Origin of the sequence: Paenibacillus athensensis, assembly GCF_004514475.2 — a bacterium.
GTDB lineage: Bacteria > Bacillota > Bacilli > Paenibacillales > NBRC-103111 > Paenibacillus_AL > Paenibacillus_AL athensensis.
The window spans coordinates 125309-139831 of record NZ_MYFO02000012.1; the positions used below are offsets into that span (position 1 = coordinate 125309).

Below are 14523 nucleotides of genomic sequence, written 5' to 3' on the forward strand. Positions count from 1 at the left end.
TATTTCGCTGGGGAGCGGAATATGAGGAGAAGCAAACGCCCCTGTTTCACGAAGAAACAGAGGCGTTTGTTTTCGCAGGCCAAATCTTGCATGGCTGGCTGCAACGAGAGATTAATAAGTGATCGGCAAGTAAATAGGAGCCGGGTATGGATTGACGAATACCGGCGTTGCGCTCCATCCGGTATTGCCCGTGCCTTGCACAACGGTCATGCCTGTGCCTGTGCTGAGGTAGCCGCCACGGCCCAGGTTGGTTGCGGATAAGTAATTGAACGTTACGGAGCCGGTGTTGGCGCGGTTTTCGATCGCGTACGTGCCGGTGCCGTTAATTTCGTTGCGGTTCAGCGTAATGCCGGTAATGGTGTTGCCCATAAAATTGAACGCTTCATAGTTGCTGTCGATGATTTTATTGTCATCCACGTTGATCGTCGCTGTCAGCGGTTGATCCAAAGCGAAGAACCAGATTGCGCCTGTACCGAAGTCCCAGCCGTTGTAGTAGTCTTCCGAGCCGCAGCGAACGACGACATTGCGCGCGATGGTGATGGTGCCGCTTACCGGCGTCACCGGGGAGAAGCGGTTGCCTACGTGGATACCGCCGCCTTCCGCTTGTTGGTCGGCCACATAGTTGTCGGTTACGCTGTTGTTTTTGCCGCCGTACAGTGCGATCCCGTTTGCCAGAACCGGCAGCTCCACGCGGTTGAACGAGAAGGAGTTGTTCTCATCGGCTACGGAAACGTTATAACCTGGAGCGTTTGTGGAATCGCTCCACATCGCCAAACCGTCGTCGCCCGTATTCCGGAAAAACGAGTTGCTGACGCTGGAATTGGTTACGCCTTGATGGAAGTTGACGCCATCGGCATTTTGGTTGCGGATGCGCATGTTGGTGATTTTCAGATTATCCATCGGTCCATCCAGCCACATGCCGCATTTGGTATGCTCGATCCAGATGTTGTCGACCGTGGAGTTGGACAGTGCGCCGCCAATCCCGTTAATTTGGTCGTTGTCGATACGAACGATGACTTCACCGAAGATTGCGAAGTCGGACAAGTGAACGTTCTGGCTGGCGGAGCCTTGCCGGAACTTGCCGTAGAAACCTTCGTTGTCGCCGTAAGGGTTGACGAAGTGGAACGTCGAGTACCAGATACCGGCCCCTTTGATCGTGACATTGTCGACGTGGATTTGCGTGTTGATTTTATAAGTACCGGCCGGCACCCACAATACTTTGCCTTGGCTCGATGCTGTGTTCACTGCAGTTTGCGTAGCTGTCGTTGCGTCGTTCACGCCTGTAGGGTCAGCGCCGAAGTCGGTCAGCGAGAGGGAGCCTGCCGGTTGTGTAGCCGCCGGAGCAACCTGCTCGAAGTCGATCAGGTCAATCGTGTACGAACCGGCGTTGTTGCCCGGATCTACTTGTACTTTAACCTTGGTTCCCGGCGTCATTTGACCTACCAGACGATGCACTTCGTCGTAAAAATGATGCGGTCTCAAGTCGGTAGGCGTGTTGTTGAACGGATAGCCGCCGTAGGCCCAGCCGTAGATGGAGGTAAGGGAAAGATCCGGTTGTTTGACGCCGTCGATGTAAAATCCAAGCGGCGCGGTTTGCCCCGTGCCTTGCGCGCTGTCGGGAATGCTGTAGCGCAATACGATCGAGTTGGCGTTTTGCGGTACCGTAAATTCAACATATTGGCCTTGGGCGCTGAGCGTGACGGCTTTGCGGCCGGAGGCTTCGCCGGCAAGGCTCGGATAAGCGCGGTTCGGCCCAATGATCGTGCCGTTGGTCACGGCGTCTTCAGCCTGGATTTCTACGTAAGGAAGCGCAGGTCCGGCGGAAGATACGCCAATACTTGTATTGAAGACGTTATTGGCTTCGCTGACTTCGCTAATCGCGTTAGTCGGATCGACGGTAGCTGTAATCGGCGTCAAGCCATTTACGGCCGACCATGTGCCCGGAATTATCACGTTAGCGGATGTATTTCCGGCGAGACCGCCGGAGAGGGTGCCGTTTAACGTCGTTGTGCCAACGACTACGCGCACGCCGATGCTGCCGCTGGCTGCATCTTTACCCTGATTTTTCACAGCTACGGTAAAGCTGACGGTATTGCCCGGAGCCGGATGCGTCGGGTTCCAGGTTACGTTTTGTACGATCAGGTCGGGGCCTGGGAGCTGGCTAAGCGTCAGCGATTTCGTATTCGTGTTATTCGTTTCGTTCAATTCGATGACGCTGTTGTCCGGATCCACGACGGCAGCGATGCTGTAGGTGCCGGCGGAGCCGACCCACGGGGCGGAAGCGGTCACGGTTACTTTTCCGTTGACGGCAAGGCTGGTCGTCGCTGTGCCTGTAGCCACTTCATTGCCATTGACGCGAAAGGAGACCTTGTGCGCGGTGTTCGGCGAAGCGCCGCTGCCGGCATTGGTTACTTCTGCGCTAAACGTGACCGGCGTGGCTTCCGTGATCGTGCCGGTTGGTGTCCACGTCAGGTTGGTTACGGTCAAGTCCGGGTTTGGCGCTGCGGAGCCAAATACTTGGAACTCGGCGATTTGGCCTGCGGAAGAGCCGCTGTTTGCGGTAATTTTTAACTGTACGGCGCTGGCTGTGGCCGATACGGGAATCGTAACGGTGTTGCCGGAAGCCGGGTTGAACGTGTAGCTTGCTGCAGAAACCAGATTATTGAACGTCGTGCCGTATTGGTCATGGCTCAGCACTTGAATCGTTTGTGTGCGAGTCGACCAGGCGTTGTCAGGGTTCAGCTTCAAGACGATGGAAGTCAGATTGGCGTTATAACCGAGGTTGACAGTCAAGGTATTAGGGTAAGAACCGCCGGCCCCTTCCCAATAAGTCGTTACGCTGCCGTCATTCGCATTCGTGTCCACGAACGAGAACACAGACGAGGATGCCGTGATCGGCTTGTTCAGCGCCAGATTCGAGTTAGGAGGAGGCGTTGGCGTTGCTGTTGGCGTTGGCGTCGGTGTACCCGTCGGCGTTGGTGTAGGAGTTGCCGTCGGTGTTGGTGTAGGTGTTGCCGTTGGCGTTGGCGTTGGTGTTGCCGTCGGCGTTGCTGTAGGAGTCGCCGTTGGTGTCGGCGTTGGCGTCGTTCCTGTAAAAGTCACTTGAATGTTGTCCAGATTGACGTTGCCGGAATCGGTCGAGTCGTATTTGTACGCGATCGTGTTATTGCCGGCATTCAACGTAAGCGTATCGGCATTGGTCGCCCATGTGTCCCAGTTAGCCAGATTAGCCAGCGTCGTTTGTTTGACCTTCACTCCGTTCACATAAATGCTTACTGTTTTTGCGCTGCCGCTGGCATTGCCGTAACGCAGCGTTACGCTATAGCTGCCTGCAGTCGTTGCGCTGACGGTGAAGGTTGTTGTCGCGCCTTGCGTCCAGTAGCCGTCAACAAATCCCGTACCTGTGTAGCCGGTATGGTCCGTGTTGACCTTCGCTCCGCCGCTTAATGCTGCAGACTCGGCTTGATACGTGCCTCCTGCCGGAGTCGATGTTGGAGTTGCAGTTGGGGTTGGAGTCGGTGTAGGTGTAGGTGTAGGAGTTGGCGTTGGTGTAGGTGTTGGTGTAGGTGTAGGAGTTGGCGTTGGTGTAGGTGTTGCTGTAGGTGTTGCTGTTGGCGTCGGCGTCGGCGTGGAAGTTGACGTGTTGTACACTTCCAGTTCGGACAGCTGTCCGGCCGGCCAGCCCGTGTTAGCCGTAAAGTTCACTTTCACATAACGCACGCTTGCGCTTGTGAAGTTGATCGTTACGGTGTTGGTGCTTCCGTTGAATGTATATGTCTGGGAAGCGGCCAGATTCGTGTAAGTGGAGTCGTTCGTACTGCCTTGAACGGACAACGTTTGATTGCGCGTGCCCCAGCCTGAAGGCAGCTTCAGCACAACCTGATTGACCGTATTGGCGCTGCCCAGGTCAACGCGAATCCACTGGGGAAATGCGTTGTTGACGCTCTCCCAGTAAGTGCCCTGATTGCCGTCGGTGGCGTTGCCCGAACCGTAAACGTCGGCATGGCCGCTTTCCGTAGTCGCTTTACCGGCAGCCAGATTCGTGGCGGCGATTGAAATCGCAGGAATCAAGGTCAATTGCGTGAGAAACAAAGTTATTGCCAACAAGCATAACGCAAACGGATTTTTGTTCGACAACCATTTTTTTCGAGTCATTCACTAAGCCTCCGATTTCATATTGGATGAACATGGATCATTGCAGATATGAACAATCTGCATACTCCTTTAAATCCCCCTTCCAAAAAGAGCGCGCTTTCATTTCATGATCAAATCTGCCGGGTCTGCAACATGTATTTTCCATCATTTACTACAAGCGCTTCACCCATTGTAGGCTTCTCTGTCCAGGAACTCGATGAAATGTTTTATGTTTTTGATACGCAATATTACGTAATCCGCCAAAATAGCGGCAAAAACGCTCGTTTCACAAATTTCGCCCCGAACGAAGCCCGATTAAACGGATTTGCAAAGCCCGGTTAAGAAGGAAAATCGGTCCAAAAAGGCGAAGCTAGTAGGGACATCAGCGCTTATTAAGAAAAGCGATTGGGAGGAAGCAGACTTGAACGGAAGTACGGAGGCAAAACAATATTACCTGGGCTTCACGATGTCCATGTCGTGCGGGCCGGTGGAAGGAAAGCTGCCGGACCGTGAGCCGGGCACGCGTTATGCGTTGCTGCTCGTCGAAGAGGGCATTGGGCGGATGCAACTGGGCGATACGTCGTGTATGCTGATTGCTCCGGCGATCTACTGCTGCAATGAGCAGGAAGGGCTACGGCTGCTGTCCGATGTGGCGCTGCGCGGCAGTCTGATTTATTTTCACCCGTGCGTGATCAATGAGCGGTTTGATTTTGATTCTTTTCGCAATGAGGAGCTGAACGCGTCGATTACCGGCTCGCAGGATATGTGGTGTCTGGCGCCGTTTTTTGAACGGAGCGAGGATTACGTAGGCGAGCTGTTGCTGGCGCCGGAGGTGGCACGGCACGCCAAAGTGATTGTCGAGGAGCTTCATCAAACGTTGCATGTGCAGCCTCACCACTGGCCTTGTTTGGCCCGTGCCTGCTTGTTGGAGCTGCTGTTCCTGATCCGCCGCATGTATGCGCGCGCGCAGGAGCGACGCTTGATGGACACAGAAGGCGAAGACGAAATGCTGGAGCCTGTGCTGCGTTATTTGCATACGCATTATCGCGAAAAGCTCAAGGTGGACGAGCTGGCGCAGCGGTTTACGACGAACAAAACGACGCTGAATCAGCTTGTCCGGCGCTATACGGGTCATTCGGTGATGATGTACATCAATACGATCCGCATGCAGATGGCCCGTTCGATGCTGCACAACACCACGCTGTCGATTGAAGATATTATGGAGCGTGTCGGTGCGGTCGATCCTGCGCACTTCCAGCGCAGCTTCCGCAAATATACCGGCTATCCGCCGGGGGAATACCGCAAGTCGTTTGCCTGGATTCAAGTATAAAAAGGACGGGGGCTGCGTGATGGACATACGGCAAGCGGCCGAGTGGCTGCGCGACGCGACGCATACGGTCGTGCTGACTGGCGCGGGCATGTCCGTGGAGTCGGGCATCCCCGATTTCCGTTCACCGTCGGGCTGGTGGCGGCAAATTGATCCGCGGACGGTGGCGACGGTGGAAGCGCTGGAACAGAACTACGAGCTGTTCCACGAGTTTTATACGATGCGGCTGGAGCGCCTTGCGGACGTGCGCCCGCATCGCGGACACGAGCTGCTCGCCGAATGGGAGCAGCTCGGTCTTGTCGCCCACATTGCGACGCAAAATGTGGACGGGCTGCACCGCCGCGCGGGAAGCCGCGACGTCAGCGAGCTGCACGGCGACATCCGCCGCATCCGCTGCCACGCCTGCGGGCAGGCGGCGACGGATGTGGACTGGGTCGCCGGTAACCCTTGCGCCGCTTGCGGCGGACGGCTGCGACCAGGCGTGGTCCTGTTCGGCGAGACGCTGCCGGAAGCGGCGTGGTCGGCGGCGCTGGACCACATTCGGCGCGCCGACCTGATTCTCGTGATCGGCACGAGTCTGGAGGTGTACCCGGTCAGCAGCCTGCCGGCGATGAACGGCACGGCGCGCAAGCTGTACATCAACCTTGAGCACAACGGTCACGTCCGCGGCTTTGACGGCTTCCTGCAGCAAAAAGCCGGCGACGCGCTGCAGGCCATCGACGACCTGCTGCGCGCCCCCGGCGGAAGCGACAATTGAAGCGGAGGGTTATACGCAACATGCGGTGCAGCGCTGCTGCGCCTTTTTTGCGTTCGGGCAAGCGGCAGGCGGCCGGGCGCGGTTCCCAGTGGACGATGGGGAACGCAGCAGCGCGGCCGGGAGTGATAAACCAGCGGGAAGCTGCCCCACCACCAGCCACCCACGACCATCCATCCACCCACGACCAGCCACCAACGGCCAGCCACCACCCACCACCGCCGTCCGTCCCGCTACACCACGGGTGCTTCCTGCTTGGAGAAAAACGTGCGCAGCGCTTTGTACACCTCGCCTTTTTCGCGGATGACGTAGTGAAGGAATTTCGGGTCTTGAATGTGGCGGAACGCCGACATCAGCGTGCTGCTGCGGTTGTACTGGTTCACTTCACCGTAGCCGAACATGTTGCAGCGCGCAATCAGCTGGCCGATCAGCTTGACACAGCGCTCGTTATCTGAAGTCAAGTTGTCGCCGTCCGAGAAATGGAACGGATAAATGTTGTATTGTGCAGGGGGATAGCGCCGGTCGATGATGTCGAGCGCGGTCTGATAAGCGGATGAGCAAATCGTGCCCCCGCTTTCGCCCTTAGTGAAAAACTCCTCTTCAGTCACTTCCTTCGCCTCTGTGTGATGGGCGATAAACACGATCTCCACATGCTCATATTTCGTGCGCAAAAACCGCGTCATCCAGAAAAAAAAGCTGCGCGCGATGTACTTTTCAAACGAGCCCATCGATCCCGACGTATCCATCATCGCAATAATCAGCGCGTTGGAATGCGGCTTCTCCACCTCATCCCACGTCTTGAACCGCAGGTCGTCCGGCGAAATGCCGTGAATGCCCGGCACGCCGGAGGAGGCATTGCGCCGCAGATTTTGCAGAATCGTCCGCTTCTTGTCGATGTTGGACATGATCCCTTTTTTGCGGATATCGTTGAAAATCACTTCCTGTGTCGAGAGGCTTTTGTGTTCCTTTTGCTGCAAATTCGGCAGCTCCAGCTCGGCGAACAGCATCGTTTGCAGCTCCTCCATGCTGACCTCGGCCTCGTAATAGTCCTCGCCGGCCTGATCGCCTGCGCCTTCGCCCTTCCCCGGACCGGCTGCGGGAGAAGGATCGACGCCGAGCACATCGCCCACGGCCGTATCGCCATCGCCCTGTCCGACGTGCTTGCTTTTGTTGTAATTGAAGCGGAAGCGGTATTCATCAAGGCTTTTAATCGGCACCTTCACAACCTGCTTGCCGCTTGACATGATGATGCTTTCGTCGGTCACCAGATCGGGCAGGTTTTGCTTGATCGCATCCCGCACTTTTTGCTGGTGCCGGTTCTGATCCTGATAGCCTTTGCGATGCAGGGACCAATCCTCGTGGGACACGATGAATAAAGGATTTGTCATAGCGGGTGACACCTCCTGGGAATGCAAACAGGCTCTCGTTGTAGAGAGCTTATGTTTCATCTTATTCCTGTGGAGGCGGCGTTATGTGGGTGGGGGGAGAATTTGTGCGGCAGCAGATTCGTCCCGCCACGGAGCAGCTGCGCATGCCGATCGAGTAGCTGGCCGGTCAGTGAACGGGAAACTGAAAATGGTTGCATCGACATTTTTTTGGAGAAAGATACCCGCATTCCGGGCATTATGTATGAATGGCTTGTGGAGCTCAAGTATTAAAAAAATAGCATACCGTGGAATTGGAAACGATCAGGCAGCAGGGTCTGGCACAGCTGGCATGGTATGCCGCAAGCCGCGATGCGAGAAATAAGCTCCGCGTGAAAAGCGCACGGATTATATTTATCGGCAAAGACGAATGGGTCGTTATAGTAGCGTAAAACGGCAGAAGCTGCTGCTGCGTCCACTTTCTTCGCAAGAAGGAGGTGGACTTTTTGCCGTGTCCGCAACGGCGGCGGAGGCGTGATCCGGCAGGCCCTGTGCAAGTTTTGTAAAAAAAAGTGTGAAACGTCACAAAATCTTGTTGACAGTAAGCCCGGTTATCCTCTATAAATATGTATGTGAAAATGATTCTCATTCGCATGAAAATGAGAGGGGCGATTTTGAAAGCTGCTTGATGGGTGCGGCTGCAAGGGAATTTTCTGCTTTTTATTTAATGAGAATGATTTTTGTTATCAATAAATACGAACGAGCAAACGAACAGCCAAGCAGCAGGCTTGGCAATCCGACGGCAGATGAGGGTGACGGTTGTGTTCCAGGTGGCAATTTACATGGCCGCATTGTATTTTTTCTTTTTAAACTTGCTCGTATTCGCCTTTAAATATGTGGCGGGGGATCTGCTCCCCAAAATCGCCTATATCTATATGGGAATCGCCGGGACGGTTATTGTGATCATCTCGCTCGGTTACGTGCTGCGCAAGCGCTATTTGAAAAAACTGTCGCGTATGAAAACATGGCTGGATCTGCACGTACTGACCGGATCATTCGGATCGTTTCTTATTTTTGTGCATTCGGAGTTCCATTTTCGGGCGCTGCTGCCGTCGCTGACGCTGATTGCGATGCAATTGGTCGTCATTAGCGGGGTCATCGGACGGTATTTGATTTCGCACCTGTCCAAGCGAATTTCGCAGGAAAAGGCGCTGGCGGCCAAGGCGCCCAAGGCTCATCCGAACGAAGTCGCTGCAGCGGGAGCGAGAAGCGCGCGCGACGAGGAAGACGATTTGATGGTCATGGTATTTTCGGTGTCGGTCATGAAGCATTGGAAGCTGGTGCATGTGCAGTTGACGGCGGCGCTGACCATTCTGATCGTGCTGCACGTCATTTCCGAGCTGTATTACCGGGGCTTGCGTTTATGAAAAAGGAGTGGGGGACGCTTCACACGTTTGCGGCCGCTTTTATCGCCGGCCTCGTGCTGGTGACCGTGATGATCGTCAGCGACAGCCTGCATCCGAAAACGGATCATACGCGCAGCGCGCAATTGACCGACGGCAGCGAGGGCGGATGGTCGGACAAGGTGGCTTCCTTCCTGTATTCGCCGGGTGAGCTGCATGCGGCCCATTTCAAAAGCGAAATCAACTGCCAGAACTGTCACACGCCAGGGCAGCGGGTCAAAAGCGAATACTGCGTCAGCTGTCATTCGCAAGCGGATTTCACTGCCAATTCCAAACGGGAGGTTGTGAAGGACGCGCATCTGGTGTTTGTAGACGGGGTGACCTGCTTCACGTGTCATACGGAGCATCGCGGATTGGCCGGGAACATCAGCCTGCCGCTTGATCTCGACGGACACAAGACGAAGCTGGACGACAAGCTGCAAAAGGATTGCAAGCAATGTCACATCAGCGATTACAAGCAGGCGCATCGGGATATGGTCAATAAAACGTGTGAGGAGTGCCACAAGCTGACCGAGCCGTTTTCGTTCAAATCGCATACGTTCTGTCATACCGATATTCAAAAGCTGCACATCGACTCCGCTTCGAAGTCGTTTGTGAAGCTGCCGTATCCGGAGCATGGCGAATGCGAGCAGTGTCACGAGCCCAAGTTTCACGTTGGGGAGAAGGGTGTGAGCACGACGACGCCCGGCAGCATCGATGCGGACGGCTTTGATTGTCTGAGCTGCCATAATTTCAATATGCGAGAAGTGATGAACGGTGACACCTGAGCAAAAAGCGGCTGCTTTGGCGGCGGCCAAAGCGGCGAGAAAAGCGAAAAGCGAAGCGGAGCCGGCGAGCGCAGCCGGCGGGGCAGCCGTGGCGACGCTGGAGAGCGGAGCAGCGGAAGCAGCGCCGAGCGGAAGCGAGCCGACGGACGCGCGAGCGAGGGCGCAAGCGAAAGCAGCGGCGCTGGCGGCAGCGAAGGCGGCGGTGCGAGCGAAGGCGGGAGCGGTGGAAGCGACGCAGCGGGCCGAAGCGGCGGAGCCGGCAGCGAGCGAAGCGTCGGAAGCAGCGCCGGGCGGAAGCGAGCCGACGGACGCGCGAGCGAGGGCGCAAGCGAAGGCGGCGGTGCGGGCGAAGGCGGGAGCGGTGGAAGCGACGCAGCGGGCCGAGGCGTCGGAAGCGGAAGCGAGCGGAGCGTCGGAAGCAGCGCCGGGCGAAAGCGAGCCGGCGGACGCGCGAGCGAGGGCGCAAGCGAAAGCAGCGGCGCTGGCAGCAGCGAAGGCGGCGGTGCGGGCGAAGGCGGGAGCGGTGGAAGCGACGCAGCGGGCCGAAGCGGCGGAGCCGGAAGCGAGCGGAGCGTCGGAAGCAGCGCCGGGCGGAAGCGAGCCGACGGACGCGCGAGCGAGGGCGCAAGCGAAGGCAGCGGCGCTGGCAGCAGCGAAGGCCAAAGCCGCCGGCAAAACGCCCGCCGCCAAGAAGCCGGCCCCGGCGGTAGCTGCGGCTGCAGCCGCAGCGAGCGCGCCGAAGCCGACCAAGCGCATGAGCGCGAAAATGGCGCTGTCAGTGATCGTTTTCGTCATGGCAATCCTGATCAGCAGCGGAGCGTTCGTGATCAAACTGCTGGTGTGGAACGATTATAACAGCGCGACCCAGCTGGAGAAGGCATATCGCGCCAATATCGAGAAGCTCAAGACGCATCCCGAGGACCTGAAGGTGCGCTACGAGCTGCTGGGCGCGATGTACCGCAAGGGCCAGCATGACGCAGCGCGCCTGCAGCTTCAATATATCGGGGAACATGCCGCGCCGGACAGCGAGCTGCTGATCAAAAGCTTGTACTATAAGGGGTTGTACCTGAGTATGGACAATGCGTATGAAGAGGCGCTGGCGGCGTATGATCGGTTTTTGCAAAGCTACCCGGACAGCGGGGAGGCGCTGGTGAACGTTGCCTACGTGTATTACAGCCTCGGTCGCTATGAGGAAGCGGGGATGGCGGTTGGCAAGGCCGGCGTATTTTTGCCGCAATCTCCGGAAGTACCTTGCCTATTCGGCATGCTGGCGCTGAAAAACGACCGCAAACAGGAAGCGGAGCTGATGTTTACCAAAGCGTTGAAGTTGGACAGCCATCATGCCAAATCGCTGGAGATGCTCAAGGCGTTGCGCCAGAAGGGGGAGCAAGCAAGTGGAACAACGAGTTAGCGGCAAAGCTTCGGCGCTGCTCATCGCCGGAACGGCCGTGCTGCTGTGCGGCATCGGGGCGGCGGTCGGCTACAGCTTTTTCTGGAACCAATACGATACGGCCACAAGCAGCCAGAAGCGGGCAACGCAGCTGGAGGAGCAGGCGGTGGTCAAGCCCAACGATACGAACAATCAGCTGGAGCTGGGGTGGACGTACTACGAGCAGGGCAAATACGAGCAGGCGCTGGAGCAATTCGATCAAGCGTACAAGGCTGGGCAAAGCGCCGATGCCAAATACGGCATTGCCAACGCCTACATGGGGTTGCAGCGGTACGCTGAGGCGGAGAAGCTGCTGGCGGATCTGGTCGAGACTTCCCCGGACAACGATGCGGTGCTGCATGATTTGGGCGTCGCCGAACGCGAGCAAGGGCAATATGCGGACGCGGAGAGCCACTTCAAGCGGGCGCTGGAGCTGAACTATTTGTCGGCCGATCTGTATTATGACGCCGGGCTGCTGTATGAAAAGATGAACAAGCCGCAGCAAGCGATTGCGCACTATGAGAAATGCGTCGATTTCGTACCCGACTATGCCGAGGCAAGAGCCGGGCTGAAACGCTTGGGCGTCGACGCCTATGAACCGAAAAAATTTCATGAAACCGCGCAGGGGACTTCGCCATGAAGGTTAAGCAATTACTCATTGTGTTAAGCGCGCTGGTGCTGGTAACGGCAGGGACGTTCATCTTCTTTTACAGCAAAAAGCGTTCGCCGCTGGAGCAGCTGCCCGTGCTGGCCGCCAGCCGGGAAATCAAGCAAATGAGCGTCATGTATTCGTTTGGCAACGGCGACGGAGACGAAAACAACCTGCGCCAGCCGATCGATATTGCCATTGACGAGCTCGGCCAAAGCTATGTCATTGACAATGGCGACGGCACAATCAAAATCTATGATCCGAACGGCAAATTTGTAAAATCGTTTGGTCAGACAGGCGGCGAGGAGCAAAAGCTCGCAGCGCCCGCAGCGCTGGCCGTATCCGGCGGACTTGTGCTGGTTACCGATCCGACGGTGGGCCGCATCCAGGCTTTTGATAAAAACGGCGAATTCGTCAAAACCTTGTTTACCTCGCCGGATGATGACAAATACTCGCCGGTCGGCATTGCCGCCGCTGGAGACGGCCACGTGCTGTTTACGGATGTCGCGGGCCATCGCGTCGTCGAGCTGGATCAGAACGGGCAGAAGACGGCGAGCTTCGGCCAGCCGGGCAGCAAGGAAGGGCAGTTCGCTTACCCGCACGATCTGGTATTGGACAAAAACAAACGTATCTATGTGGCCGACTCCAATAACGGCCGCGTGCAGGTGTTTGACCGGCAGGGGAAATTTTTGTCTGTGATCGACGGAACGAGCGGGGGCAAGTCCCGGCTGGCATTGCCGCGCGGTTTGACGATCGATGCGTACAACCATTTGGTTGTCGTGGATACGCTGGCGAATCAGGTCCGATTTTTCGAGCTTACGGGCGAATCGCTGTTTGAATACGGCGAGCTGGGCAGCGAGGACGGCGAATTCAGCTTCCCGAACGGGGTCGCCGTTGACGGGAAGAAAGTGTTTGTCGCCGATCGCGAGAACAAGCGCGTTCAAGTCTTTTCGGCAGGCACATAACGATCATGAAGGAAAGGAGAGAGAAAAAAACGCGATGAAACGGCTTTTGGGAATTTTTACTTTGGCGCTGCTGGCGCTGTTATTCGCATCCGCTGGAGCGGAAGCGCGCACGGTGAATGTCGAAGCGTCGCAGGATGGTACAGGCTCGTCGGCCATTGTCACCTTGAAATGGAAGTTTACGGCCGGAGACCGGCTGTTTCGCACCTTTGACGGGGATAACTGGACGGAGCTGACCATTCCGGCAGCAACTGCGGACGGGAACGTAACGGTCAAAGACGACAATAACGGCAGCGGTTTCGTCAAGGGCTCTAACGTCTTTTACGAAATTCGCGACGCCGGCTACGACGCAGATACCACGAAACGCTCGACGTCGACGAAGCAGTCGCATATCAAGCGCGTCAACATGTTTATCGATTCGGGCAACCCGACCGTAGAGAACGCGCACGGCAACTACGTGAGTAATACGAATGCCTGTGCGAGCTGTCACGTCAACCATAAGGGCAAAAGCGCCGCCAAGCAGCTCCTGAAAACCGATACAGTGCGCGCCTTGTGCGAAACCTGTCATACAGCGGCAGCGGCGGGCAGCAAATATTTGGTCGATTATGGAGCCGTACGGGATAAAAACGGCGATTTCACGCCGGCTCCGGCCGGTCCGATCACCAAGGGAACCGAAACCGAGCTGTTCGGCGCAGCCGTACCGAACGATCCGGCGCTTGCCGCCAAGGGCATCAAAAAAGCGACCTCCGGCCATCCGTACACCGGCGTGTACAAGGCGCAGGGCGACAGCTTGAACCTTGGGCTAAGCGCCGATAAAAAATCGACGGTCCTGCTGGAAACGCGCAGCATGCAGTGTACAAGCTGCCATCAAGCGCATCCGAACGACAATAACTTCCGATTGCTCAAAAGCGTCAACAGCACCTACGCCGCCGTGGCGCCGTCCACAACGCTGACCGCTACCGTCACGCCGGTCGTTATTGAAGCTTATGCCGTCAACACGGACGGCACGAAGGAAACGGTGCGCTACAAATCGGGCGCGACACAGTTCTGCGAGCAGTGCCACAAGGCGTTTCATCCGACGACGGGCACGACGTCGACTTTTAACGGGGAAACGTTCTTTATCCATCCGTCGGAAAAAGCAATGAACCTGCACGGCGCACTGCTGACTTCGAATTTGCCGCTGCAAAACGCCAAGGATTTGGCGCCGGGCGATTCGCCGAACAACATCACGCTCGACAACGGTAAAACGAAGGACAGCTACATTACTTGCATCACCTGTCACTACTCGCACGGAACGCCAAATGCCGGCGAGCAAAAATCGAACTTCATCCCGGGCAAAACCTCGACGATGCTCAACCGCATGGATTACGTCGGCGTCTGTCAGGAATGTCACAAAAAATAATGAACAAGCAAACCATCAAGCAGTACGCGCACACCTTGTTGCTGCTTCTCGGCACCGGCCTTCTGGCCGGGGCCGCCTCTTATTTGTTCATCGAGGCGGGCAATCGCGTCACGAACGTCCTGCATATCGGGCTGTATGTCATCGGACTTTTTATTGTTTTGCCGGCCCTGACGTATGTATCAATTTCATTGTATATGTGGCTGCTGGACCGGTGGCTGTCGGACAAGTAAGCAGTCCGCTCCATACGGCGGCTGCATCAAGCCGGTAGGAGG

Annotated in this window: 13 protein-coding genes; 11 read left to right on the plus strand and 2 right to left on the minus strand. The window is 56.6% G+C overall.

Features of this window, described 5'->3' with window-relative positions:
- Positions 1–111: 111 nt before the first annotated feature.
- The gene (locus B5M42_RS19700) at positions 112–4155 is read right to left on the minus strand and encodes a CARDB domain-containing protein (RefSeq protein WP_134752860.1); all 4044 of its coding nucleotides are present in this window, start codon (positions 4153–4155) and stop codon (positions 112–114) included.
- A gap of 48 nt (positions 4156–4203) precedes the next feature.
- Between B5M42_RS19700 and B5M42_RS19705 the strand changes: the two genes are divergently transcribed.
- The 3 genes from B5M42_RS19705 (at position 4204) to B5M42_RS19715 (ending at position 6218) form a co-directional block, all read left to right on the plus strand.
- On the plus strand, positions 4204–4476 hold the full coding sequence (locus B5M42_RS19705) for a hypothetical protein (protein WP_134752862.1): 273 nt from the start codon (positions 4204–4206) through the stop codon (positions 4474–4476).
- A 79-nt stretch (positions 4477–4555) separates the two neighbouring features.
- Entirely contained in the window at positions 4556–5464 is a 909-nt protein-coding gene (locus B5M42_RS19710; RefSeq protein WP_134752864.1) for a helix-turn-helix domain-containing protein, read from the plus strand.
- Between the two features lie 19 nt (positions 5465–5483).
- Positions 5484–6218, plus strand: a complete 735-nt coding sequence (locus tag B5M42_RS19715) for an SIR2 family NAD-dependent protein deacylase (RefSeq protein WP_134752866.1) — start codon at positions 5484–5486, stop codon at positions 6216–6218.
- A gap of 230 nt (positions 6219–6448) precedes the next feature.
- Here the strand turns inward: B5M42_RS19715 and yhbH are convergent, their stop codons facing one another.
- Positions 6449–7603 (minus strand): sporulation protein YhbH, encoded by a 1155-nt coding sequence (yhbH, locus tag B5M42_RS19720; RefSeq protein WP_134752868.1) that lies wholly within the window; start codon positions 7601–7603, stop codon positions 6449–6451.
- 550 nt (positions 7604–8153) lie between these two features.
- Between yhbH and B5M42_RS19725 the strand changes: the two genes are divergently transcribed.
- From B5M42_RS19725 to B5M42_RS19760, 8 genes are read left to right on the plus strand one after another with little or no spacing between them, the layout of a single operon-like run.
- Positions 8154–8471, plus strand: coding sequence for a hypothetical protein (locus B5M42_RS19725; protein ID WP_230633034.1), 318 nt, complete (start codon positions 8154–8156; stop codon positions 8469–8471).
- Positions 8422–9006, plus strand: a complete 585-nt coding sequence (locus B5M42_RS19730) for a hypothetical protein (RefSeq protein WP_134752872.1) — start codon at positions 8422–8424, stop codon at positions 9004–9006. The genes B5M42_RS19725 and B5M42_RS19730 overlap by 50 nt, the downstream gene beginning before the upstream one ends.
- Entirely contained in the window at positions 9003–9809 is an 807-nt protein-coding gene (locus B5M42_RS19735; RefSeq protein ID WP_134752874.1) for a cytochrome c3 family protein, read from the plus strand. Before B5M42_RS19730 ends, B5M42_RS19735 begins: the two co-directional genes overlap by 4 nt.
- The gene (locus B5M42_RS19740; protein WP_134752876.1) at positions 9799–11220 is read left to right on the plus strand and encodes a tetratricopeptide repeat protein; all 1422 of its coding nucleotides are present in this window, start codon (positions 9799–9801) and stop codon (positions 11218–11220) included. The genes B5M42_RS19735 and B5M42_RS19740 overlap by 11 nt, the downstream gene beginning before the upstream one ends.
- A complete protein-coding gene (locus tag B5M42_RS19745; protein WP_167689905.1) occupies positions 11204–11878 on the plus strand; it encodes a tetratricopeptide repeat protein in 675 nt (224 codons plus the stop codon). Before B5M42_RS19740 ends, B5M42_RS19745 begins: the two co-directional genes overlap by 17 nt.
- Positions 11875–12852 carry a 6-bladed beta-propeller gene (locus B5M42_RS19750; protein ID WP_134752881.1) on the plus strand — a complete coding sequence of 326 codons (978 nt, stop codon included), beginning with the start codon at positions 11875–11877 and terminating at the stop codon, positions 12850–12852. Before B5M42_RS19745 ends, B5M42_RS19750 begins: the two co-directional genes overlap by 4 nt.
- A gap of 34 nt (positions 12853–12886) precedes the next feature.
- A complete protein-coding gene (locus B5M42_RS19755) occupies positions 12887–14251 on the plus strand; it encodes a cytochrome c3 family protein (protein WP_134752883.1) in 1365 nt (454 codons plus the stop codon).
- Positions 14251–14481, plus strand: a complete 231-nt coding sequence (locus B5M42_RS19760; RefSeq protein ID WP_134752885.1) for a hypothetical protein — start codon at positions 14251–14253, stop codon at positions 14479–14481. The genes B5M42_RS19755 and B5M42_RS19760 overlap by 1 nt, the downstream gene beginning before the upstream one ends.
- The last annotated feature ends 42 nt before the right edge of the window (positions 14482–14523 follow it).